The 23199-nt window shown below is 63.6% G+C and carries 24 protein-coding genes; 11 read left to right on the top strand and 13 right to left on the bottom strand.

Translation table 11 applies throughout. The annotated features are described in order from the left end of the window. Positions 1-76: 76 nt before the first annotated feature. From FJQ89_RS19120 to FJQ89_RS19105, 4 genes are all read left to right on the top strand, one after another. Complete coding sequence (locus FJQ89_RS19120) at positions 77-547, top strand: disulfide bond formation protein B (RefSeq protein WP_141171322.1); 471 nt, start codon at positions 77-79, stop codon at positions 545-547. Between the two features lie 11 nt (positions 548-558). Further along, positions 559-1389 carry a peptide chain release factor N(5)-glutamine methyltransferase gene (gene prmC, locus FJQ89_RS19115; RefSeq protein WP_141171321.1) on the top strand — a complete coding sequence of 277 codons (831 nt, stop codon included), beginning with the start codon at positions 559-561 and terminating at the stop codon, positions 1387-1389. A 214-nt stretch (positions 1390-1603) separates the two neighbouring features. Then, positions 1604-3205: a glutamate--cysteine ligase gene (gshA, locus tag FJQ89_RS19110; protein ID WP_141171320.1), complete on the top strand. Its 1602-nt coding sequence runs from the start codon at positions 1604-1606 to the stop codon at positions 3203-3205. A 19-nt stretch (positions 3206-3224) separates the two neighbouring features. Next, positions 3225-4268 (top strand): histone deacetylase family protein, encoded by a 1044-nt coding sequence (locus tag FJQ89_RS19105; RefSeq protein WP_141171319.1) that lies wholly within the window; start codon positions 3225-3227, stop codon positions 4266-4268. A 57-nt stretch (positions 4269-4325) separates the two neighbouring features. On the opposite strand, the gene FJQ89_RS19100 is transcribed toward FJQ89_RS19105, so the two are convergent. Together FJQ89_RS19100 and FJQ89_RS19095 are read right to left on the bottom strand one after the other, a co-directional pair. Beyond that, positions 4326-5108 (bottom strand): LytR/AlgR family response regulator transcription factor, encoded by a 783-nt coding sequence (locus tag FJQ89_RS19100; protein ID WP_141171318.1) that lies wholly within the window; start codon positions 5106-5108, stop codon positions 4326-4328. Next, the gene (locus FJQ89_RS19095) at positions 5095-6360 is read right to left on the bottom strand and encodes a histidine kinase (protein ID WP_141171317.1); all 1266 of its coding nucleotides are present in this window, start codon (positions 6358-6360) and stop codon (positions 5095-5097) included. The genes FJQ89_RS19100 and FJQ89_RS19095 overlap by 14 nt, the downstream gene beginning before the upstream one ends. Before the next feature lie 285 nt (positions 6361-6645). On the opposite strand from FJQ89_RS19095, the gene FJQ89_RS19090 reads away from it, so the two are divergent. The 3 genes from FJQ89_RS19090 to FJQ89_RS19080 all read left to right on the top strand — a co-directional run bounded on the left by FJQ89_RS19090 (position 6646) and on the right by FJQ89_RS19080 (position 8330). Then, positions 6646-7071 carry an organic hydroperoxide resistance protein gene (locus tag FJQ89_RS19090; RefSeq protein ID WP_035823589.1) on the top strand — a complete coding sequence of 142 codons (426 nt, stop codon included), beginning with the start codon at positions 6646-6648 and terminating at the stop codon, positions 7069-7071. Positions 7072-7191: 120 nt separating this feature from the next. Continuing rightward, positions 7192-7662, top strand: coding sequence for a GNAT family N-acetyltransferase (locus FJQ89_RS19085; RefSeq protein WP_141171316.1), 471 nt, complete (start codon positions 7192-7194; stop codon positions 7660-7662). Further along, the gene (locus tag FJQ89_RS19080; RefSeq protein WP_141171315.1) at positions 7659-8330 is read left to right on the top strand and encodes a Dph6-related ATP pyrophosphatase; all 672 of its coding nucleotides are present in this window, start codon (positions 7659-7661) and stop codon (positions 8328-8330) included. The genes FJQ89_RS19085 and FJQ89_RS19080 overlap by 4 nt, the downstream gene beginning before the upstream one ends. A 73-nt stretch (positions 8331-8403) precedes the next feature. On the opposite strand, the gene FJQ89_RS19075 is transcribed toward FJQ89_RS19080, so the two are convergent. Beyond that, positions 8404-8865, bottom strand: a complete 462-nt coding sequence (locus tag FJQ89_RS19075; RefSeq protein WP_141171314.1) for an FKBP-type peptidyl-prolyl cis-trans isomerase — start codon at positions 8863-8865, stop codon at positions 8404-8406. A gap of 156 nt (positions 8866-9021) precedes the next feature. Then, on the bottom strand, positions 9022-10899 hold the full coding sequence (locus FJQ89_RS19070; protein WP_141171313.1) for a potassium transporter Kup: 1878 nt from the start codon (positions 10897-10899) through the stop codon (positions 9022-9024). A gap of 238 nt (positions 10900-11137) precedes the next feature. Between FJQ89_RS19070 and rarD the strand changes: the two genes are divergently transcribed. After that, complete coding sequence (rarD, locus tag FJQ89_RS19065) at positions 11138-12022, top strand: EamA family transporter RarD (protein ID WP_141171312.1); 885 nt, start codon at positions 11138-11140, stop codon at positions 12020-12022. A 96-nt stretch (positions 12023-12118) separates the two neighbouring features. Next, positions 12119-13789 carry an energy-dependent translational throttle protein EttA gene (ettA, locus tag FJQ89_RS19060; protein ID WP_071079949.1) on the top strand — a complete coding sequence of 557 codons (1671 nt, stop codon included), beginning with the start codon at positions 12119-12121 and terminating at the stop codon, positions 13787-13789. A gap of 72 nt (positions 13790-13861) precedes the next feature. Here the strand turns inward: ettA and FJQ89_RS19055 are convergent, their stop codons facing one another. Then, positions 13862-14443 (bottom strand): porin family protein, encoded by a 582-nt coding sequence (locus FJQ89_RS19055; protein ID WP_141171311.1) that lies wholly within the window; start codon positions 14441-14443, stop codon positions 13862-13864. A gap of 234 nt (positions 14444-14677) precedes the next feature. On the opposite strand from FJQ89_RS19055, the gene FJQ89_RS19050 reads away from it, so the two are divergent. Then, entirely contained in the window at positions 14678-15259 is a 582-nt protein-coding gene (locus FJQ89_RS19050) for a molybdopterin-dependent oxidoreductase (RefSeq protein WP_141171310.1), read from the top strand. A gap of 129 nt (positions 15260-15388) precedes the next feature. Here FJQ89_RS19050 and FJQ89_RS19045 read toward each other — a convergent pair whose 3' ends face one another. Then, entirely contained in the window at positions 15389-15751 is a 363-nt protein-coding gene (locus FJQ89_RS19045; RefSeq protein WP_141171309.1) for a hypothetical protein, read from the bottom strand. Between the two features lie 265 nt (positions 15752-16016). On the opposite strand from FJQ89_RS19045, the gene FJQ89_RS19040 reads away from it, so the two are divergent. Next, positions 16017-17471 (top strand): sensor domain-containing diguanylate cyclase, encoded by a 1455-nt coding sequence (locus FJQ89_RS19040; RefSeq protein ID WP_141171308.1) that lies wholly within the window; start codon positions 16017-16019, stop codon positions 17469-17471. A gap of 1 nt (position 17472) precedes the next feature. Here the strand turns inward: FJQ89_RS19040 and FJQ89_RS19035 are convergent, their stop codons facing one another. From FJQ89_RS19035 to FJQ89_RS19005, 7 genes are read right to left on the bottom strand one after another with little or no spacing between them, the layout of a single operon-like run. Beyond that, positions 17473-18300 carry a Rossmann-like and DUF2520 domain-containing protein gene (locus tag FJQ89_RS19035; protein ID WP_141171307.1) on the bottom strand — a complete coding sequence of 276 codons (828 nt, stop codon included), beginning with the start codon at positions 18298-18300 and terminating at the stop codon, positions 17473-17475. 9 nt (positions 18301-18309) lie between these two features. After that, positions 18310-18897 carry a DUF924 family protein gene (locus FJQ89_RS19030; RefSeq protein ID WP_141171306.1) on the bottom strand — a complete coding sequence of 196 codons (588 nt, stop codon included), beginning with the start codon at positions 18895-18897 and terminating at the stop codon, positions 18310-18312. A gap of 5 nt (positions 18898-18902) precedes the next feature. Next, entirely contained in the window at positions 18903-19643 is a 741-nt protein-coding gene (locus FJQ89_RS19025; RefSeq protein WP_071079956.1) for an MgtC/SapB family protein, read from the bottom strand. Next, entirely contained in the window at positions 19644-19892 is a 249-nt protein-coding gene (locus tag FJQ89_RS19020) for a hypothetical protein (RefSeq protein WP_141171305.1), read from the bottom strand. Then, a complete protein-coding gene (locus FJQ89_RS19015) occupies positions 19892-21715 on the bottom strand; it encodes an aminopeptidase P family protein (RefSeq protein WP_141171304.1) in 1824 nt (607 codons plus the stop codon). Before FJQ89_RS19015 ends, FJQ89_RS19020 begins: the two co-directional genes overlap by 1 nt. Positions 21716-21745: 30 nt before the next feature. Further along, entirely contained in the window at positions 21746-22465 is a 720-nt protein-coding gene (locus tag FJQ89_RS19010) for a hypothetical protein (protein ID WP_141171303.1), read from the bottom strand. Next, a complete protein-coding gene (locus FJQ89_RS19005) occupies positions 22452-23150 on the bottom strand; it encodes a Crp/Fnr family transcriptional regulator (RefSeq protein ID WP_071079960.1) in 699 nt (232 codons plus the stop codon). The genes FJQ89_RS19010 and FJQ89_RS19005 overlap by 14 nt, the downstream gene beginning before the upstream one ends. Between the last annotated feature and the right edge of the window lie 49 nt (positions 23151-23199).

Here is a 23199-nt window from a genome sequence, read left to right as displayed (position 1 = left end):
GTAGCGGCTAAGCAATAAAAATCCGGCCTTGTGCGAAAATGACCAGCTCGATTCCATCCATCTCACCGTGTCGCCCATGAAAAATTCACGCACCGTCCTCCTGTTGATCGCCGCCCTGTGTTTCCTGATGCTGGGCGTGGCCATGTATTTGCAGCATGCCATGAACATGGCGCCGTGCCCGCTGTGCGTGATCCAGCGCTACCTGTTCCTCGCCATCGGCATCGCCTGCCTGGCTGGCGCAGCCGCCAAGCGGCCGAAAATCGGCGCCGGCATCGGTGTATTGGCGGCCTTGGGCGGCATGGGCGTGGGCGCCAAGCATTTGTACGTACTGGCCAACCCCGGCTTCTCGTGCGGCATCGACCCCGTGGAAACGGCGCTGAACAAGATCTTCACGGCGCAAGTCATGCCGTTCATGTTTGAATCGTATGGCGCCTGCGAAAACGCCGGCGAGCCGTTTTTCGGCCTGTCGATCCCGCAATGGGCGTTCATCTGGTTCGCCATCTTCGCCATCGGCCTGCTGTGGACCTTGCTGCGCCGTCAGAAATAATTGAAAGCACCATGCCAGAAACACTGATCCCCGCCGGCAGCACTGTCGGCGCGCTGCAAATCCGTCCGCTGCTCGATCCGCTCGACAACCGCATCCTGCTGGGCCACGCGCTGGGCTTGTCGCGCGTCTCGCTGATCACGCAATCGGAGCGCGTGCTCACTTCCGATGAAACCGAACGCCTGTCAGGCTTGCTGGCGCGCCGCCTGCAAGGCGAGCCGATCGCCTACATCGTCGGCCAACGCGAATTCTTCGGCCTGCCATTCGAAGTCAACGACGCTGTGCTGATTCCCCGCCCCGACACGGAAGTGCTGGTGGAACTGGCGCTCGAACGCCTGCCACCGGGCGGACGGGTGCTCGACATGGGCACGGGCAGCGGCGCCATCGCCGTCGCGCTGGCGTACACGCGGCCCGACGCCGTCGTCACGGCCCTGGACGTCAGCAGCACGGCGCTGGCCGTGGCGCGCCGCAACGCCAGCGCCAACGGCGTCAACATCACCTTCATGGCCAGCGACTGGTTCGAAGCGCTGGGCACGGAAAAATTCGACCTGATCGTCTCGAATCCCCCCTACATCGCCAGCGGCGACCGCCACCTGGCCGAAGGCGATTTGCGCTTCGAGCCGGCCGGTGCGCTGACCGACCACGCGGACGGCCTGTCGGCCCTGCGCACCATCGTCTCCGGCGCCGCGCGCCACCTGGCGTCGGGCGCCTGGCTGCTGATGGAGCACGGCTATGACCAGGCGGCATCCGTGCGCGGCTTGCTGGCCGACGCCGGCTACAGCAAAGTACAGAGCTGGCGCGACCTGGCCGGCATCGAGCGCGTCAGCGGCGCCCGCCTGGGCTGACCCATCCACGTGCGCGGGACTTGATCCTGCAACGCGCCAGATGCTCCGCAGTTTGTTAAAATATCAAGCGCATTCCTGACCGAAGCGCCGCCCCTCTTGCCCGGGGCGGACGCTGGCGACGCGGCGTTTTTTGGGCCGGCGCCGACGCATTTGCCAAAATTCGGTTAATCTCAGCACAAATTATTTATATGCTGCACAAGAAAGGAAGCTCAAATTGCCCAACCTGTTGACTCGCCGCCTGGCATTGCTGACCGAAGATGCCAACCGCGCGCTGCTGGGCGGCTTGCGCGGCATCGAGCGTGAAACCCTGCGCGTCGACCCTGCCGGCCATCTGGCTTCCACGCCCCACCCCGCCGCCCTGGGCTCGGCACTGACGCACCCTGAAATCACCACCGACTACGCCGAAGCGCTGCTCGAATTCATCACCCCGGCTGAAAGCGATATCGCCGTCACGCTCGACAAGCTCGATACCGTGCACCGCCACGCCTACAGCCGCCTCGGTGACGAGTTGCTGTGGAGCCAGTCGATGCCCTGCCAGTTGCCGCCCGAAGCGGACATCGAGATCGCCAACTACGGCAGCTCGAACATGGGCATGCTCAAGCACGTCTACCGGCGCGGCCTGGCCTTACGCTACGGCAAGGCCATGCAATGCATCGCCGGCATCCATTACAACTATTCGCTCGACGAACAGCTGTGGCAAGTGCTCGCCAGCAACCCGGACACCAGCGCCAGCCCGACGCAGGCAGCTGCCTCGCCGAAAGACGTGCAGTCGGAAAGCTATCTGGCGACGATCCGCAATTTCCGCCGCTACAGCTGGCTGCTGATGTACCTGTTCGGCGCTTCGCCGGCGCTGTCGGCCGGCTTCCTGCGCGGCCGCGCGCACAAGCTCGACACCTTGTCCGACGACACCCTGTTCCTGCCGTACGCCACCAGCCTGCGCATGAGCGACCTCGGCTACCAGAACGATGCCCAGTCGGGCCTGCGCCCGCACGAAAACAGCCTGGAAGACTACGTCAGCGCCCTCACGCATGCCGTCAACGATCCGTATCCGCCGTACGCGGCGCTGGGCACGAAGAAGGATGGCGAGTGGATTCAATTGTCCACCAACGTGCTGCAGATCGAAAATGAATACTATTCGACCATCCGCCCGAAGCGCGTGATCCGCACGGGCGAGCGCCCCATCCAGGCCCTGTGCCTGCGCGGCGTGCAATACATCGAAGTGCGCTGCATGGATGTCGACCCGTTCGAACCGGTCGGCATCAGCCTGGAAACGGGGCGCTTCCTCGACGCGTTTTTGCTGTTCTGCGCGCTCGACGACAGCGCTCCCATCTCGGCCGAGCAAAGCGCCTGCTACACGCACAATTTTGCCCGCACCGTCAAGGAAGGCCGCACGCCGGGCCTGACCCTGCACCGCGATGGCGAGGAAATCAGCTTGCAGGCGTGGGGCGAACAATTGCTGGCGCGTATCGCGCCCGTGGCGGCCTTGCTCGACGCGCGCCACGGTGGCACGGCGCACGCAGACAGCCTGGCGGCGCAGGCAGCCAAGCTGGCCGACCCGGACACGACGCCATCGGCCAAGGTATTGGCCGAGCTGCGCGCCAACGGCGGCTCGTTTGCCGCCTTCGGCCTGCGCCAGAGCGAGCGCCACGCCGCCTACTTCCGCGCGCAGCCAGCAAGCAAGGAACAAAGCGCGTATTTCGACGCGATGGCCGCCAGCTCGCTGGCCGAGCAGCGCGCCATGGAAGCGGCGCCCGCCGGCAGCTTCGACGATTTCGTCGCCGCCTACCGCGCCAGCACCCTGTGCTCGCACACCTGACCTTGCACAAAACGCCCCGATGCTGACCTTCTACAATGAATTGCACAGCCAGCACCGGGGCCGCTTCGAAATGTTTCGCGGCACCCTGGTGCCCTGCTTCGAGACGCCCGAACGGGCCGACATGGTGGTGGCCGAACTGGGGCGGCGCAACCTGGGCCGCATCGTCACGCCGCACGGTGTACCGCTGACGTCGCTGGAGCGCATCCACACGCCCCGTTACCTGCACTTCCTGCGCCACGCCTGGCACGACTGGCTGGCGCTCGACCCGGACAATGCCAACAAGGATGCCTTGCCATCGGTGTGGCCCGTGCGCACCTTGCGCAGCGATATCGAACCGGACGACTTCACGGCCAAGCTGGGCCTGTATTCAATGGACAATGGCACGCCGCTGACGGCCGGTACGTGGACGGCCGCCAAGACGGGCGCCGACTGCGCCGTCAACGCGGCGCACGCGCTGCGCCTGGGCGAGCGCGCCACGTTCGCCCTGACGCGCCCGCCGGGCCACCATGCGGGCAGCGATTTCTTTGGCGGCTACTGTTTTCTGAACAACGCGGCCCTGGCCGCGCAGCACCTGCTCGACGACGGCGCCAGCAAGGTCGCCATCCTCGATATCGACTACCACCACGGCAACGGCACCCAAAGCATCTTTTATGCGCGCAACGACGTGCTGTTCGCCTCGATCCACGCCGACCCGCGCAGCGAATACCCGTTTTACCTGGGCCACGCCGATGAGACGGGCAGCGGCGCCGGGCTCGGCTACAACGTCAACCTGCCGCTACCGGCCGGCAGCACCACGGCCAGCTGGTTCGCCGCGCTGGAAACGGCTTGCCTGCGCATCAAGATGTACGCGCCCGACGCGCTGGTGGTGTCGCTCGGCGTCGACACCTTCGTCGGCGACCCGCTGTCGCACTTCGCCCTGCAAAGCGGCGACTACCTGCGCGTGGGCGAACGCCTGGCGCATCTGAACCTGCCCACCGCCTTCATTCTCGAAGGAGGCTATGCGGTGAAGGAACTGGGCATCAATGTGGTGAACGTGCTCGAAGGTTTCGAGACGGCGGAATGAGGCGGTGGTGCTGTCGGCTTACGCCCTGGCGGGCCTCGGCGGCCCCGCTAAGCCGACCTACATATTCCGGAACAGCGCCATGAACGGCTGGCTCACGGCCAGGGTTTCCGGCCGCGTTTTCAGGCGCAACACACCGCGTCCCACTTCGTCGCGCGTGACCGACGCCACCATCTTCATGTTGACGATGGTGGAGCGGTGGATCTGCTTGAAAATGGCCGGATCGAGCACGTCGAGCAGTTCGCGGATCGGCTTGCGCAGCAGCGCCTCGCCGTCCGCCGTCATGACGGCCGTGTACTTGGTATCGGACTGAAAATAGGCGATGTCTTCCACCATGATCAGGCGCGTATCCTTGCCGCTGCTGGCCGTCAGCCACACCAGCGGCGGCGACTTGGCCGCCGCCGGCAAGGCGCTGCTCAATTGCTGCAGCAAGCCAGCCAGCGCGCCGTCGCCCACCGTTCCCTTGCCGGCCCGCGCCTGCAGGCGCTGCAAGGTCGCTTGCAGGCGCTCGCGGGCGATGGGTTTCAATAAGTAATCGACGGCGCCCTTGTCGAAGGCATCGATCGCGTACTGGTCGTAGGCGGTGACGAACACCACCTGGGTGGCGGGACTCGCGTCGAGCGCGCCAGCGGCCACTTCCAGCCCCGTCAACCCCGGCATGCGAATATCGAGGAAGGCGACGTCGGGTCGCAGGGTGGCGATGGCGTCGAGCGCCGTGCCGCCGTCGTCGCAGGCGGCGACGATACGCAGTGCCGGCCACTCTTCGGCCAGCAGGGCCACCAGCGCATCGCGCAGCAGGGTTTCATCTTCGGCGATGACGCAGCTCATCTCAGGCTGATGCATACGACACTCCCTGCGCCGTGCTGTCCGGCACCGTGATGGTGGCCGTCACGCCATCGGGGAAATTGGCGACAATGGCAAACGCGGCGGCATTGCCGTAGGTCAGGCGCAGGCGTTCGCGCACATTGCGTAAACCAATGCCCGTGCCGGCGCCGTCGTCGCTGAAACCCTTGCCGTCGTCGGCCACCGTGACGATCACCGTACCATTGCCGCTGCGCGCCATGATCCAGACGGTGCCGCCGCCGCTCTTCGGCTCCAGGCCATGCTTGATGGCGTTTTCCACCAGGGTTTGCAGCATCATCGGCGGCAGTTCCACCTGGCGCAGGTATTGCGGTACCTCAATCTGCAGGTTCAGGCGTGCGCCCATACGGATTTTCAGGATGTCGAGGTAGGCGCGCGCCCGTTCCAGCTCCGTGCCCAGGGTCGACATGGCTTGCTCCGTGCGCGGCAGCGAATGGCGCAAATACAGAATCAGGTTGCCCAGCATTTCATCGGCGCGCACGGGGTCGCTGCGCGTGAGCAGCTGCGCGCTGGCCAGCGTGTTGTACAGGAAGTGCGGCTCGACCTGCGCATGCAGCAGGCTCAGCTTGGCCACAGTGAGTTCCTTTTCCGTCACCGTCTGGCGCGCTTCGGCCTGCTCGCCGCGGCGCCGCTGCGCCACCCGGCGCGTGATCGCGCGCGTCACCGCTTCCGCGTTTTCCAGGTTGCTGCCATGGTCGACGAGGAACCAGTCGGTCCAGGCATTGCGCGCCGGCTCGCAGATCAGGGTCACGCTGCCCGCCTCGCCATTCGGCGTGACGGTGGCGAGGATCTGGTTCGGCCGCGGCTCGAGGAAGCCCAGCAGGCGCATGCGGGGCAAGCCCGTGTGCGTGTACGGCGCCGCGCGGCGCACTCTAGCCTGCACCTGCAGGCTGTCGCGCGCGCTTTCGACCACTTCGCTGCCTGGCAATTCGCGGATGGCCGCGTCGATCATGTCGAACGCCTCGCCCGCCTCGAACGGGATCTCGATCTGGCGGCGCTGGCGGCTCGACAGGGTACCGGGGTTGACGGCGCCGGCGATCAGGCGCACGCGGCGCACATGCGAAAACGCATTCGTGATGACGGCGCCGGCCAGCAGCGCGCCGACGCTGACAAAAAAGCCTTCCGTATGCCCGAAGATATAGCGCAGGAAATTCTCCACCAGGATAGCCGTGGCGATGATGTAGGTGAGCATCGTGGCCAGGGTGATGCGCAGGATAAAGAAGAGGCTAGTCATGATTTTTTCCTTGGGGTGTGAAGTGGGCCCAGCATAACCATCGCCCCCGGCGACGGTGGCCATTATGCGATGGAAGGGCAATACTGGCGACAAAGGCATCAAAATAAAGTACCAATGTACGTCGCCCGAAAATAAAATCGCTTGCAATTAAATAGCGCGCGATATATATTGAACACATGGACGCCGGCAATCGCTTCTGCAGACGGGCATCCTGGGGCGCTAGCCCATGAAACAAGTAGCACACTATTTAGTCGTTAACTATTTAATTTACTCAAGGAAACCACCATGTCGATCAAACAAGTCCTGTACCGCGCACAAGCCACCGCCACCGGAGGCCGCGAAGGCCGTGCCGTGTCGTCCGACAATGTGCTGGACGTCAAGCTGACCACGCCGAAAGAACTGGGCGGCAATGGTGCCGTGGGCACCAATCCGGAACAACTGTTCGCCGCCGGCTACTCGGCCTGCTTCATCGGCGCCATGAAATTCGTCGGTGGCCGCGACAAGATCGCCTTGCCGGCAGACCTGTCCATCGAAGGCAACGTCGGCATCGGCGCCATCGACACGGGCTTCGGCATCGAAGTGGAACTGAAAATTTCGCTGCCGGGCATGGAGCGCGCCGCCGCCGAAGCGCTGGTCGCCGCCGCCCACATCGTGTGCCCTTACTCGAACGCCACGCGCGGCAACATCGACGTCACCCTGACGATCGTCTGAGCGCACCTGGCATAACTGCTGCGCGTCGCTATCAAAACCGCACTGCCATGAAGGCAGCGCGGTTTTTTTTCACGTGTGCCTTTAGAATGGCGCTCTTTTCCTGATTTTTTCGGAGTACGCATGATCGCCTGGCAATGGAACACGTTCGACGAACTCGGCCCCCACGCTTTGTACCAGGTGCTGGCCTTGCGCCAGCGCGTGTTCGTCATCGAACAGCAGTGCATTTACCCGGACCTCGATGGCCATGACCAGCAAGCCATGCACTTGCTGGGCTGGCAAACGGTCGATGGCCAGCGCCGGCTGGCCGCCTACCTGCGCGTGCTGGCGCCGGGCGCCAAATACGTGGAAATGTCGCTGGGCCGCGTGCTGACGGCGCCCGAAGCGCGCAGCACGGGCGCCGGCAAGCAGTTGCTGCTTGAGGGCATCGAGCGCGCCGAACGCCAGCACCCTGGCCACGCCATTCGCATCGGTGCGCAGCACTACCTGGAGCGCTTCTACCAGTCATTCGGCTTTGTCACCGTCAGCGCGCCCTACGACGAAGACGGCATACAGCACGTCGACATGCTGCGCGCGGCGCAGGCGGCAGCATGACGACGGCCCTCATTTCCTGGAGCGGCGGCAAGGATTCCTGCCTGGCCCTGTGGCGCGCGCGCAACGCCGGCATGCGCGTGCCGCTGCTGATCACGGCCATGGATGAAGATGGCCGCAAATCGCGTTCGCACGGCGTGCCGCCCGAGCTGCTCGAAGCGCAGGCGGCCAGCCTGGGGGCGCGCCTGCAGCGCTATCACGCCAGCTGGGCCAGCTACGAGGAACAATTCATCGCCATGTTGCGCGCAGCGAAAGACGAGGGCATAGCGCACGCCCTGTTTGGCGACATCGACCTGCAGCCGCACCGCGACTGGGAAGAAAAAGTCTGCGCCGCGGCCGGCCTGACGGCCCATCTGCCCCTGTGGGGCGAAGCGCGGCGCGCGCTGGTCGACGAATTTCTCGCCGCCGGCTTCAAGGCCATCGTCGTGTGCATCAATGGCCAGCACCTGCCACGTGAATTTTGCGGGCGCGAGTTCGACGCCGCCTTTTTGGCCGACCTGCCGCCCGGTGTCGACGCCTGCGGCGAAAACGGCGAATTCCACACGTTCGTCTACGACGGCCCCGCCTTCAGCGCCCCGGTGGCGCTGCGCCGCACGCAGGTGCTGCAATATGACGCGCCGGCCGATCTGGGTGGCGCCACGTATTACTTCCAGGAACTGGTGCCAGCCTGACGCAGACAGGGCCCGCAAAGCAAAAAGGGCGATTCCGTGGAATCGCCCTTGGTATTGGCTGCCCTGCGCGTGCCTACTTCTTTTTCTCCACGCCGATCAGCTTGACTTCAAACAGCAAGCCCGCGTAGGCGGGAATCGACGACGCCCCCCTTTCGCCATAACCCAGGGTATACGGAATGGACAGGATACGGGTGCCGCCCACCTTCATGCCGACCAGGCCGCGGTCCCAGCCCACGATAACCGTGCCGCTGCCCAGAACGAAGTCAAAACCGGCTCCTGTCTGGTTCGCATCGAACTGCTTGCCCTTGTTGTCAGGCTTGCTTGCGTCATACAGCCAGCCCGTGTAAAGCACTTTCAGGGTATCGCCCGCTACCGCCTCCGTGCCGGTGCCGACCACCGGATTGGTAATGACCAGTTCTTTCACTTGCGTATTCGGGTCGAGCACGACGGGCTTATCCGTGTTGGCGGCGGCGCCGCAGGCGGTCAGGGCCACGGCACAAGCGAGCGTGGCGATCAATTGAAATACCGATTTCATGGTTTCCCTTTAAATATTGGTGTGTGACTGGGGCCCGTACGGTGCGGACCGGTACGGGCTGGAGTTTAACAGGTGTCGCCGGGTCCATTTGTAAGCAGACGTAAGCCCGGTGCTAAATGGTGCATCGATACAACGTTGCCACAATAGCCACGATATCTAGATTTCCACCTGCGTGCCCAGTTCGATCACCCGGTTGCTCGGGATCTGATAGTAGTCGGCCGCCGTGCGCGCATTGCGCGACATGGTGACGAACAGGTGCTCGCGCCATGGCATCATGCCGGCCCCCGGCGTCGAGATGATGGTCTGGCGCGCGATGAAGAACGACGTTTCCATCATCTCGAAATCGAGTCCCTGCTCGGCGCATTGCACCAGCGCCGCCGGAATATCCGGTTCATCCTTGAAGCCGTAATGCACATTGACCTGGTAGCACTGGTGGCCCAGCTCCACCACGCGCACGCGCTCGGATGGCAACACCCACGGCTCTTCATGCATGAAGACGGTGAGGAAAATGACGCGCTCATGCAGCACCTTGTTATGCAACAGGTTATGCAGCAGCGCATGCGGCACGCCATCCGTTTCGCCGCGCAGGAAGATGGCCGTGCCGGGCACGCGCAGCGGCGGCGCGATGAACAGCGACGAGAGGAATTCGTTGAGCGGGATCGCGTGCTTTTCCAGGTTCTGGAACACCAGCTGGCGGCCCCGTTTCCAGGTCAGCATGATGATGAACAGGACGGCGCCCAGCAACAGCGGGAACCAGCCGCCGTGGAACAGTTTCAGGGAACTGGCCGCGAACAGGTTCACATCGATGAACAGGAAGAAGCCCGTAGCGGCCCAGCACAGCAGCAAATTCATCTTCCAGCGGTAGCGGATGACGAAGAAGGTCAGGATCGTGGTGGCCAGCATGGTGGCGGTGACGGCGATGCCGTAAGCGGCGGCCAGCTTTTCCGACGAGCCAAAACCGACGACGGCCAGCAGCACGACGGCCAGCTGCAGCCAGTTGACGGCAGGAATGTAAATCTGGCCGATTTCGCTTTCCGACGTGTGGCGCACGCGCATGCGCGGCAAAAAGCCCAGCGCGATGGCTTGCTTGGTCATCGAGAAGGTGCCGGAGATGGTCGCCTGCGAAGCGATCACGGTGGCCATGGTCGACAAAATCACCAGCGGATAGACGCTCCAGGCGCCCAGCTGCTGGTAGAACGGATTGGAAATGGCTTCCGGGTGCGCCAGCAGCAAGCCGCCTTGGCCCAGGTAGTTCAGCGCCAGCGCGGGAAAGGCGATCAGGAACCAGGCCATGCGGATCGGCTTCTTGCCGAAGTGGCCCATGTCCGCGTACAGCGCCTCGGCGCCCGTCAGTGCCAGCACCACGGCGCCCAGCGACAGGAAGGCGATGCGGCCATTGTCGAGCAGGAAAGCTACCGCGTGCAGCGGATTGACGGCGGCCAGGATGCCTGGCGACTTGATGATGTTGAGCACGCCCATGCAGGCGAGCGCGACAAACCATATCAGCATGATGGGAGCAAAGAAACGGCCGATGCCGGCCGTACCGTGCGACTGCACCGAATACAGCGCCACCAGCACGGCGATCGTCAGCCACACCACGTACGGGCTGAAGGCAGGCGTGGCCACTTCCAGACCTTCGATCGCCGACAGCACCGAAATGGCCGGCGTGATCACGCTGTCGCCATAGAACAGGGTGGCGCCAAACACGCCGATCACCATCAGAGGCACATGCCAGCGCGACGACTTGCTGACGGACGACAGCACCAGCGCCATCAAGGCCATGATGCCGCCCTCGCCGCGGTTGTCGGCACGCAGCACCAGGGTCACGTATTTCAGCGAAACGATCAGGGTCAGGCCCCAGAAGATCAGCGAAACGATACCCAGCAGGTTGTTATGCGTGACAGACAGGCCGTGGGCCGGGTCAAATACCGTTTTGAGGGTGTATAGCGGACTGGTGCCGATATCGCCATAGACGATGCCGACGGCAGCCAGTGTCAAGCCGACCAGGCCGCTTTTTTTATGTTCCGACGTCAAGATTGCACCCGTTTTTGTTTTGTTGCATCGCACAATATGATAGGTATTAGCAAATAGCAAGAGTATTTTTGCATGGTTCCGCAGCTGCCCCAAAGTCGTGGTTTTGTACCGCTCCGCCTTGCTGCGCGGGCTTGCGGCCATTGATTTGTTGCCATTCTACGCCTCGCCAGCGGCGCCGGGCAGCCCCCGATGTTTTCAGCCATAATGACAGACTGTCTACTCTCCAGCGAACCTCATCATGAATCCAGGCATGTTGTACGCCTCCCTCGCCTTCCTGTGCTGGGGCTTGTTTCCCCTGTATTTCCATGCCATCGGCGAGATCGCACCACAGGAAATCCTGGCGCACCGCATGGTCTGGTCGCTGTTGTTTCTAGGCATCGTGCTGACCGTGCGCCGCCAGTGGAGCTGGCTGGGCAGACTGAAAGCGCAGCCCAGGGTCGTGGCCGGCTTCGGCGCCAGTGCGTTTTTGCTGTCCGCCAACTGGTTCATCTATATCTGGGCTGTCAACAACGGCCACGTAGTCGACGCCAGCCTCGGCTACTTCATTACGCCCCTGATCAATGTCATGCTGGGCTTTATGCTGCTGCACGAGCGCTTGCGCCGCCTGCAGTGGCTGGCCATCGGCCTGGCCGCCTGCGGCGTGGCCTGGCTCACCTGGCAGGCGGGGCAAGTGCCGTGGATCGCCCTGCTGCTGGCGGCCACCTTCGGCGGCTATGGCTTGCTGCGCAAGACGGCCGCGCTCGGTGCGCTGGAAGGCCTGTCATTCGAAACCTTGATTTTGTTTCCGCTGGCGCTGGCCTACATGTTGTGGCTGGCCTGGCACGGCCAGAGCGGCTTCGTCAATACTGACTCGTCCGCCACGCGCGCGCTGCTGCTGGCGTCCGGCCCCATCACGGCCATCCCCCTGCTGCTGTTTGCCGCCGGCGCGCGCCGCCTGCCGCTGGCCGTGCTGGGCTTATTACAATACATCGCCCCCACGGGCCAGCTGCTGATCGGCGTGTGGGTCTTCCACGAATCGTTCACGCCCGAACGCATGCTGGGCTTCCTGGTCATCTGGACGGCGCTGGGCCTGTATGCGGCCGAAGGGCTGTGGACGGCCCGCAAGGCGCGCGCCAGCAGCTAGTCTTGCCCTGGCGGCCGTTTCCGCAGCGCGCAGCGCTGGCCGGAAGCGGGCGTTTACCGTATCCTGTCCGTCTTTGTATATCACCCGAGATTTCTAATGGCAAATTACGTCTACACCATGAATCGCGTGGGCAAAATCGTCCCGCCCAAGCGCCAGATTCTGAAAGATATTTCCCTCTCCTTCTTCCCAGGCGCGAAGATCGGCGTGCTGGGCCTGAACGGCTCCGGCAAATCGACCCTGCTGAAAATCATGGCCGGCATCGACACCGACATCCAGGGCGAAGCCGTGCCGATGCCGGGCCTGAACATCGGCTACCTGCCGCAGGAACCGCAGCTGGACCCGGAAAAAACCGTGCGCCAGGAAGTCGAATCGGGCCTGGGCGAGGTATTTGAAGCGCAAGCCAAACTGGAAGCCGTGTACGCCGCGTATGCCGAGGAAGACGCCGATTTCGACGCCCTGGCCACGGAGCAGGCACGCCTGGAAGCGATCATCTCGACTTCCGACGGCGGCAATTTGAATTTGCAGCTGGAAATGGCCGCCGACGCGCTGCGCCTGCCGCCCTGGGATGCCAGCATCGGCGTGCTGTCCGGCGGTGAAAAGCGCCGCGTGGCGCTGTGCAAGCTGTTGCTGTCCAAGCCCGACATGCTGCTGCTCGACGAGCCGACCAACCATCTGGATGCGGAATCGGTCGACTGGCTGGAACAATTCCTGCTGCGCTTCCCCGGCACCGTGGTGGCCATCACCCATGACCGCTACTTCCTCGACAACGCGGCCGAGTGGATCCTGGAGCTGGACCGCGGCAGCGGCATTCCATGGAAGGGTAACTACTCGACCTGGCTGGAGCAGAAGCAAGCCCGCCTGAAACAGGAAGAATCGACGGAATCGGCGCGCCAGAAGGCGCTGCAGAAGGAATTGGAATGGTCGCGCCAGAACCCGAAAGCGCGCCAGGCCAAGTCGAAAGCCCGCCTGGCCCGCTTCAACGAGCTGTCCGAGCACGAATACCAGAAGCGCAACGAAACGCAGGAAATCTTCATTCCCGTGGCCGAACGCCTGGGCAATGACGTCATCGAGTTCAAGAACGTGTCGAAAGCGTTCGGCGACCGTTTGCTGATCGATAACCTGAGTTTTACCGTACCGCCAGGCGCCATCGTCGGCATCATCGGCCCCAACGGCGCCGGTAAGTCGACCCTGTTCAAGATGATTACCGGCAAGGAACAGCCGGACAGCGGCGAAGTGGCCATCGGCCAGACGGCGCGCGTGTCCATCGTCGACCAGAATCGCGGCGACTCGCTGTCGGACAGCAAGACCGTCTTCCAGGACGTGTGCGGCGGCGCCGACATGTTGACGGTCGGCCGCTTCGAAATGCCGTCGCGCGCCTACCTGGGCCGCTTCAACTTCAAGGGCGGCGACCAGCAAAAAATCGTCGGCAATCTGTCCGGCGGTGAACGTGGCCGTCTGCACCTGGCAAAAACCCTGCTGATGGGCGGCAACGTCCTGCTGCTCGATGAACCGTCGAACGATCTGGACGTGGAAACCCTGCGCGCGCTGGAAGACGCCTTGCTGGAGTTTGCCGGCAGCGTGATGGTCATCTCGCATGATCGCTGGTTCCTCGACCGTATCGCCACGCATATCCTCGCATTCGAAGGCGATTCGCAGGTCACCTTCTTTGACGGCAACTATCAGGAATACGAAGCCGACAAGAAGAAACGCCTCGGTGACGAAGGCGCGAAACCAAAACGTATCCGCTACAAACCGCTCACCGTATAAATCGGGTGCAGCAATGCAAAAAGGCAGTTACCTCGCGGTAACTGCCTTTTTTTTCAGCACATTTCTAAGTCATTAGAAATTGTAGCGTGCGCCTAAAGCGAGGCCCGTGGCCTTGCGGCCCTGGTCGGCGCTCTTGCCGAAGTGTTCCACTTCCGCCGTCAGCGAGACTTTCTCGTTGAGCGCGTACTGGGCGCCGACGGAAGCGTACACGCCCGTCTTGTCGTTGCCGCTGATGCCGGTCGACAGACCCGTGCCGCTCAGGCTATTCTTGACCTTGGCCACACCGAGCTTGCCGAACACGCCGACTTTCTCGCTCACCGGCATGCTGGCCTTGCCGGCCAGGTAGTAGCCGTGCGAATCGCTTTTCACGGAACCGTTGCCGGCGCTGGTGACATAGCTGTAATCCTTGCTGCCGAAATCGGCGTAACCGCCCTCGACCGCCCAGGTTTTATCGAAATCGTAACCGGCGAAGACCTTGGCGCCTGCCTTGTAGCCGCTGTGATTATCGGCGCTGGTGGCGCCAGGAATATCAAAATTGTAGCGGTTGCCCGTGACGCCGGCACCCACATAGGCGCCTTCAGCGTGCGCGGCGCTCATGCCGGTGAATGCGGTAACGGAAGCGATCATTGCAAACAGGATTTTCTTTTTCATCATGTTCTCTCTCAAATAGTGAATGTTCGTAGATTTGTGCCTGGATTCGCAGTTCAGCGAAGTGCGATGACTACACAATATCAGCCGAAAAAAGCTACGTCTTTCTCCATTCCGTAAGAACTGTGACAAGATGTAAGCAGACATTCCAAACTGACAATAAGCATAAAATGCGCACCGTTGAACGAACTTAAGATAGACTTAAGCACAATTGGAAGTTCAGACGAACAGGAGAAGTGCATGCACAAACGCCAGTTTCTCGCCGCCGCCATGGCGGCCAGCGCCCTGCCCGCCATCGCCCGGGCGGCGCCTGCCGGCCTGCGCGGTCCGGCCTTGCTGACCATCACGGGCAGCATCGCCAAACCCAACCGGGGTCCGTTCGACGCCGTGCGCGACCAGATGATGCACAAGCAGAAAATCAGTTTTGAACGGGCGCGGGCTTTCGACTTTGCGGCGCTGACGAACTTGCCGGCGCGCACCATCCACCCCACCCTGGAATACGACGGCAAGGCGCATGCCCTGCGCGGGCCGCTGCTGGTCGATGTCTTGAAGGCGGCGGGCGCCCCGGAGGACGATGATGTGCGCCTGCTGCTGCGCGCCGTGGATGGCTATGCGGCGGCGCTGACCGTGGCACAGGCGCGCGCGCAGCGTTTTATGGTCGCCACCCACCTCGACGGGCAGGCGATGGCGCTGGGCGGACTGGGGCCGCTATGGGCGATCCATGATGCCGACCGCATCGCGGCCGTGGCGGCACTGCCCCTGGCCGAGCGGTTCGCCAACTGCCCGTGGGCGCTGTATCACATCGGCGTGGAGGCGGGCTGAGCTGACTTGCAACGCCAGACAAAACCGTAGCGAGCGGCAGTGAGTTGCGGTCGAGAAGCGCAACTGTACGAAGGTACAGTGAGCATCGCAGATTGCAAACCACGACGCGCAGCAGGTTTTGACAGGCGTTTAAGCGTAGGCTTCCGCCATCGACATAACCCTTGGCGCGATGGCGATGCCGTGCTCCTCGAACAGGACCGTGATGGCCGCCAGGTTGAGTGTGCACTCCTCGGTTTTCCAGCCCTTGAAGATATCCGTGCCATCCTTCTGGAAATGCAAATCCAGCACCTTGCCCCCATCCTTGTGCAGGTAGGGGGAACTATAGATGTTCTCGTAGCCGAGCACTTTCAATTGCCCCAGCAAGGCATGCGGTGGATGATCGGGATCGGTGGCGAGGAAAATGCCAAAGGTCTTGCCCGGTGGTTTGGCGGCGATGTCGACCTCATAAATGCCGGAAGCCTTGCTGACAGACGTACTCTTTAAAAATAACATACTCACTCCCTGCGCGTGGTGTCCTGCGCCTGAAACGGACGGCAAGACAGGGGCGGTGCGCATTGATTCCCATCGTCAAATCTTATTGCTAATTTGCATCTTTGTCGACAAATCGGCACCTTTATTTGGTAAGTCGTGGTTATCTTGTCGCGGATACCAGCGCAAATTATCAATAAAGCCAGTTATCATTGCGCCAATACCCGGCCTGCTGCATACTTTTGGCTTGCGTAAAGATTGCCTTCCCGCCTGCCACTTCCACGTCTCCATGCGCCTTCTGTCGATCAAGTACCGCCTGCTCATCCTCCTGACCCTGATCCTGGGGGCGGGCTTCATGGCCACCAGCCTGGCCAGCTACCTGGCCTCGCGCCAGGCCATCGAGCATGGTATCGCCGACCAGACCTTGCCTTTGACGGGCGACAACATTTACTCGGAAATCCAGAAGGACATGCTGCGCCCCGTCTTCATCTCGTCGCTGATGGCGCACGATACCTTCGTGCGTGACTGGATACTCGCTGGCGAAAGCAACCCGGCGCAGATCGTGCGCTACCTGGCCGAGGTCAAGAAGAAATACGGCGCCATCACCAGCTTTCTCGTCTCGGACAAGAGCAGCAAATATTATTATGCTGAAGGCACGCTGAAATCCGTCAGCCCGGAAGCGACGCGCGACATCTGGTACTACCGCGTGCGCGCCATGGACAGCACCGATTATGAAACCAATGTCGACGTCGACATGGCCAACCGTGACAGCATGACCATCTTCATCAACCACCGCGTTTATGATTACGATGGCCAGTTCATCGGCGCCACGGGCATCGGCCTGACCCTGGACACCATGAGCCACATCATCGACCGCTACCAGGCGCGCTTCCACCGCAACATCTACTTTGTCGACGGTGCCGGCGCCCTGGTACTGGCGGGCAAGACCATGCGCGAGGGTCGCGGCAACATCCGCAATTTGCCCGGCGTGAGCAGCATTGCCGAGCAGATCATCAACCACCAGAGCGCACCGACGCACCTGTCGTACCAGCTGGGCCGTGCGCAAATCCTCGTCAACTCGCGTTTCATTCCCGAGCTGGGCTGGTATCTGGTGGTCGAGCAGAATGTCAGCGACGAAGTCAAGTCGCTGCAGGGCGTGTTCATCCTGAATCTGGCCATCAGCTTTGGCGTCACCCTGCTGGTATTGCTGCTGACCCTGTTGACGGTGAACCGCTACCAGCGCCGCATCGAACGCATCGCCTCGACGGATGCGCTGACGGGCTTGCTGAACCGCCAATCGCTGGAATTGCTGTTCCAGCGCGCCATGCTCTTGTCCAAACGCACGGCGCAACCGATGTCGGCCATCCTGTTCGACATCGATTTCTTCAAGCGCGTCAACGATACCCACGGCCACCTGTGGGGCGACCAGGTCATCCGTGGCGTGGCGGACGTGGCGCGCGCCAGCGTGCGCGAAAGCGACGTCATCACGCGCTGGGGCGGCGAGGAATACCTGGTGCTGCTGAATAACTGCAGCCTGGCGCAGGCGATGGACGTGGCGGAAAACCTGCGCGCCGCCGTCGAGCAGCACGATTTCGGTCTGCCTTCGCCGCAGCTACCGGTGACGATCAGCCTGGGCGTGGCCGAATACCGGCGCGACGAAAGCGAGTCAGCCTTCTTTTCACGCGCCGACAGCGCCCTGTACCAGGCGAAACAGCAGGGACGCAACGGCGTGCACGCCGCCTGATTCATCCCCCGTGCTTGCGCCTGGCCAGATCTTGCGTGGGCGCCACCAGCGCCCGGTACAACTCCCCCGTGGCGGCATCCCAGCTTTGCACCGCCTGCTGCTGGCGTTGCACGGTGGCCGAGTCGCCCCGTGCGATGGGGCCGGACAGTGCGGGCGCGGCGCCCAGGCGAAACACATTGGCCACCGCTTCCGTCACCAAAGGCTGGGCCAGCTGGCGCGCCACCGGCTCGGCAATGCCGGCTGCCTGGTAGGCGCGCAGGGCGGCATCGAGCACGGTCACCAGGTAATTGCTGGCAAACACGGCAGCGGCGTGATACAGGGTCTTGGCGGCCGGGTCGATGGGCACGGGGCGCGCGCCGATGGCATGCAAGGCCGGCGTGAGGAAGGCCAGCGCCAGCGGATCGCCTTCGACGCCGCAAAACGTGCCGTCAAAGGTGGCGGCCACCTGCTGCGGGTCGGCAAAGCTGCGGATCGGATGGGCGCTGGCCACCGACGCACCGGCCTGCGTGGCGGCCAGCAGCACGTTCGACGCCAGCGCGCCGCTGCAGTGAAACACGATGGCGCCCGCCTGGCGTCCCTCGGCCACCAGCGCCGCGCAGGCCGGGCCGATCTGGTCGTCGGAGACGGCCAGCATGGTGACGTCTGCGTGGCGCAGCGCCGCATAGCTGGCGACGGGCGTGCCGGCGCCGATGAAATCGACGGCCGCTTGCGCCGAGGCGATCGAGCGCGTCAGCACATCCTGCACGGCGACACCTTCCACGCCGGCGAACAATCTGCCCAGCACACGTCCCACGTGGCCGGCGCCGATGATATTCAAAGTGACATTCATGATGATTTTCTAAAAACTCGATCCCGGCTGGCGCAGGAATTCCACCTCTTCCGGCGTGGAAGGCCGGCCGAGAATGGCGTTACGGTGCGGGAAGCGGCCATAGCGGGCGATGACTTCCTGGTGCCGCTGCGCATAATCGAGCATGCCGTCAAAGCCGGGCTGCGCCTGCGACAGCAGCTGGAACAATTCGACGGCGCGCGCCTGCATGGCCAGGTCTTCCGCATGTTCGAACGGCAGGTAAGCGAAGGCGCGCAGCATCGGTGGCAGCAGCCGGTCCTGCCCCGCTTGCGTCAAGGCGACGGCCAGCGCCAGCGCCTGGGCGTCGCCGGCAAAGGCGCGCGGTGTGCCCCGATACACATTGCGCGTCAACTGATCGAGCACGATGAGGCGCGCCAGCGCGCCGTGCGGCGTGGCCTCCCACGCGCGCAAGCCGCCCTCGATGGCGGCATCGATCAGCGCGCCAAAACGCGCGCGTATGTGCGCGTCGAAGGCCTCATCCTTGCGGAACCATTCCACGCGCGACTGGCCGTAGTCAAGGTTATCCAGCGGCAGGAACCAGAAATCGAGTACGTCTTGGGCCTGTGCATCCATGTCCATCCTTTTCAGTTGCGTGCGTGCGACAGCTGGAAGCCGGCGATGCCTTCGAAGGCGGCCAGTTCGGCCGACATGGCCGACAGGCTGGCACCCGTGTTCTTGCCATGCGCGATGGCGACAAAGCGCCATTCCTGCATGCCGTCGGTGCTGCCGATGGTCAGCGAGCCCCCGGCGATGTCGTAGCCGCGCTTGGCAGCCATGCGCCGCAGCGCATCTTCGCGCGGAACAAAGCCTTGCTTGAAGCGCATGGTGATGGCCACTGCGTGGCGCGACGGCAGCCAGTTCTCCAATTTTGACAGAAAAATCATCGCCATCGCGCACATGAAGGCCAGGCCCATGGCCGACAGATAAAAGCCGATGCCGACCATGATGCCGATCACGGACGAGGCCCAGATCGAGGCGGCCGTCGTCAAGCCGCTGATATTGAAGCCTTCGCGCATGATGACGCCGGCGCCGAGGAAACCCACGCCCGTGACGATACCCTGGATGATACGCGTGGGGTCGCTGCCGACGATGGTGCCATGGCCGCCATACCAGAACTCCGGATAGCCGCCCAGCACCGTCAGCGCGGCCGAAGCCATGCAGACCAGGCCATACGTGCGCATGCCGGCGGCGCGCCCGTGATACGAGCGCTCATAGCCCACCAGCAAGCCCAGGAGCAACGCGCCCAACAGGTTCAGCAGAATCACGCCATTCGTCGCCAGCTCGGCCGGCGACCAATACGCGCGCAGGAAGTCGATGGTCGGCATCTAGGGCTTTTTCATCAGCTGCTTTTCAAACGCCACATCGAGCTTGCTGACGCGGCGCGCCTTTTGCGGCCCCAGTCCATTCACGAAGGCGACAAAGGCATCGAGTTCCAGTGGCGGGCACAGGGGCGGCAAGCCCGGGCCTTCGGTCAGGAAAAACAGTTCATCGCCCGTGCGCGCCATCGTGTAGAGGCGGTGGCCGGTGCGTTCCTTGAGCCGCTCGATGGCGGACGTGGCGCGGGTCGAACGCATCAGATGGCTCCCGTGCGCTGTTCCAGCCACGCCAGCGCAGGCGCATCGGCCGGCGCAGCCAACAGCGGCGCAAGGCGCGCACGCACGGTGGCGTGGTAATCGTTGAGCCAGGCCGCCTCGTCGTCGCGCAACAGCGAGCGCTCGACGCAGCGCGTATCGATCGGGCACAGGGTCAGGGTTTCAAAACGCAGGAATTCCCCGAACTGCGTCGTCCCCGCGGGAACGTTCAATACCAGATTCTCGATACGGATGCCCCACTGGCCAGGGCGATAAATGCCCGGTTCGATGGAAGTGATCATGCCCGCCTCCATGGCCGTCTGCGGCTCCGGCATGGCCGACTGGGAAATCGATTGCGGCCCTTCATGGACGTTCAGGAAAAAACCCACGCCGTGGCCCGTGCCATGGCCAAAGTCGATGCCCTCGGCCCACAGCGGTGCGCGGGCAATCGCATCGAGCATGGGCGACTTCACGCCGCGCGGGAACTGCGCGCGCGACAGTGCGATCATGCTGCGCAAGACCAGCGTGAAATCGCGCTTGTGCTCGGCGGTGATCGTGCCAACGGGGACCACGCGCGTGATATCCGTGGTGCCGCCCAAATACTGGCCGCCCGAATCGATCAGCAGCAAGCCGTCGCCTTCGATGGTGGCCTCGCTACCCGCATGGGCGTGGTAATGCATGATCGCGCCGTGCGCGTTGAAGCCGGCGATGGTGCCGAAACTGGGGCTGACAAAGTGCGCGCGACGGGCGCGCGCGGCCGTCAGGTGTTCGTCAACGCCGATTTCCGTCAGCGGTGCGCGCTGCGGGTCGGCCAGGGTGCGATCAAGCCAGCTGAAAAATTCGCACAGCGCGGCGCCATCCTGCTGCATGGCGGCGCGCACGTGCGCCGCTTCGCTCTGCGTCTTGCGCGACTTGGCCAGGGTGGTGGGATTGATCGATTCGACCACCCGCACGCCCTCGGCCACGGCCTGGCGCGTGCCGAACGTGATGCGGCGCGGGTCCAGCAGCAAGGTGGCGCCAGCCGGCAGCGCGGCCAGCACGGCCGCAGTACGGTCATACGCGGCCACGTCCACGCCTTCGCTTTCCAGGGTAGCGCGCAGGGCGGCGGGCAGCTTGCCGTCGGCGACGAACAGGGTGGCGCGCTCCGGCCCCACCAGCGCATGCGCGAGGAAGACGGGGTTGTAATTCACGTCGGCGCCGCGCAGGTTGAACAGGTAAGCGATATCGTCGAGGGTGGAAATGACGTGGTGGCTGGCGCCATGCGCCGTCATGCTGGCGCGCAGGGACGCCAGTTTTTCAATACGCGACAGCGATGGATACGCCGCCGCATGTTCCACCACTGGCGCGGCGGGCATGGCCGGGCGCTCTGGCCACACGGCTTGCAGCACATCGGTATCGGTGCGCAGAGTGACTTGTGCACCGAGCGCCTGCTGCAGCAGGCGCGCATTGGCCAGGCCCAGTACGGCGCCATCGACGGCCACCGTCTGCCCCGGCTGCATGGTCTCGCCCAGCCAGTCGATATACAGCACGCTGGCGCCGGACGGGATTTTCTTCAGGACGATGCCGCTGCCGGCCAGTTCCGTTTCCGCCTGCTCCCAGTAGCGGCCATCGGTCCACACGCCGGCAAAATCCTGCGTCACGACCAGGGTGCCGACCGATCCCGTAAAGCCTGACAGCCACTCGCGGCCCTGCCAGCGCGCCGGCAGGTACTCGGACAGGTGCGGGTCGGCCGAGGGCACGATGCAGGCGTCGATATGCTGCGCGCGCATGGCGCTGCGCAGTTGCGACAAACGGGAGGCGGGAGTGGATTGGTCAGGTGTCTGCATGGGGCCGAAAAGAGCGGTGCTGGGAAGCGCCTATGATACCGCGATTAGCCCGGCCAAGGCACTGCGCGCCCGCAACGCCTTTTCCGCCGGCTTCAGGTTGCGTTCGAGTTTTTTCCTGATGCCCGCGTGGCGCACCTGGTCCAGCGCTGTGCGCAGGGCTTGCACGCCGGCCTGCGTGGGGATGGTTTCCACCCCATGGCCCAGGGCCATGGACAGCGATTGCGACGGCGCGCTTTTGGCCGTGCCGGGCGCCACGCACGCTTGCGGCAGCAAGGTGGCGATGACGGGCGCGAACCAGCCGTCATCGCGATAGGACGCCACCCGCGCGGCACGCGCCAGGATGCCGGTATCGGCCGTGGCGAAGGCCGCATCGGCCACATACGGCAGCTGGCCGGCATGGATGGCTTCGAGGTGGCGCGCCGCCTCTTCCAGGATACGGCGTGAAAAATCGGCATACGCCGCGTCGTCGGCCAGCATCTGCGCGGGGTCCGTGTCGCCGATGTCGTCGCGGCTCCAGTGAGCGCTGTGCGGCGAGCTGGCCAGCGCCAGCAGCGAGGCGTCGCGCAGCTGCGGCAGCAGGGCCAGTTCGCGCAGGGTCATCGGCATGGGCAGCAGGGCATGGCGTGCCAGCATGGCCGCATCGAGCCTGGCCAGCGCCTTGGCGCCAGCCAGGCGCGCCTGCAGGAACGATTGATAGTGCTGCTCCGTCAGGTGCCGCACGTCGTCGAGCGAGACCTCATTCGCCATCATCGGCCTCATAGCGGCGCAAGCCTTCCAGATCCAGCACGCGGATGCCGCCATAATCGAGGCGTAGCAAGCCTTTCTTTTCCAGCACCTGCAAGGCCTGGTTGGCGCGCTGCCGCGAAGAGCCCGACAGCAGGCCGATCTCTTCCTGCGACAGCTGCACCAGCGTATCGACGCCAGGGTACAGGTGCGAGTTGAACATCGAGGCCAGGCAGCGCGCCACGCGCGTGTTCAGGTCCAGCAGGCGCTCGTTTTCCACCATGCCGATGAACTGGCCCAGGCGCTCATTGAGCTGCATCAGCAGGAAACGCGTAAATGGCAGACTCGTTTCCAGCAGCCAGTGGAAGGTGGCGCCGGGCAGGCGCGCCACGCGCGTGTCGCGCAGCGCCATGGTGTCGTATTTGCGGATTTCCCTTTTCAGCAGCGAGCCTTCGCCAAACCAGCTGCCGGGCGGCACGCCGATGAAGGTCATGGCCTTGCCGGAAGCGGAAAAATTATTCATCTTGACCATGCCGCTGATGACGCCGATCCAGTTGTCCACTGGCTCGCCCTTGCGGCAGACAAAGCCGCCTTTCGGCACGAAGGTTTCAAACACGTCCGCCTCGACGCGGGCCATTTGCACGGGATCGAGCAGCTGCGCCCAGTTGGCCGCGCGCACGGCATCCTTCAAACTGATATCAGGGTAGGTCATTGTGCGATGCACCATCGAAAAGTGGGTAAATGTCCCCGAAAAGACAACT

This window comes from Janthinobacterium tructae (genome assembly GCF_006517255.1).
In the GTDB taxonomy this organism is placed as follows: Bacteria; Pseudomonadota; Gammaproteobacteria; order Burkholderiales; family Burkholderiaceae_D; genus Janthinobacterium; species Janthinobacterium tructae.
The sequence above is the reverse complement of the archived record's forward strand: the minus strand, read 5'-3'. Positions and strand labels throughout refer to the sequence as shown.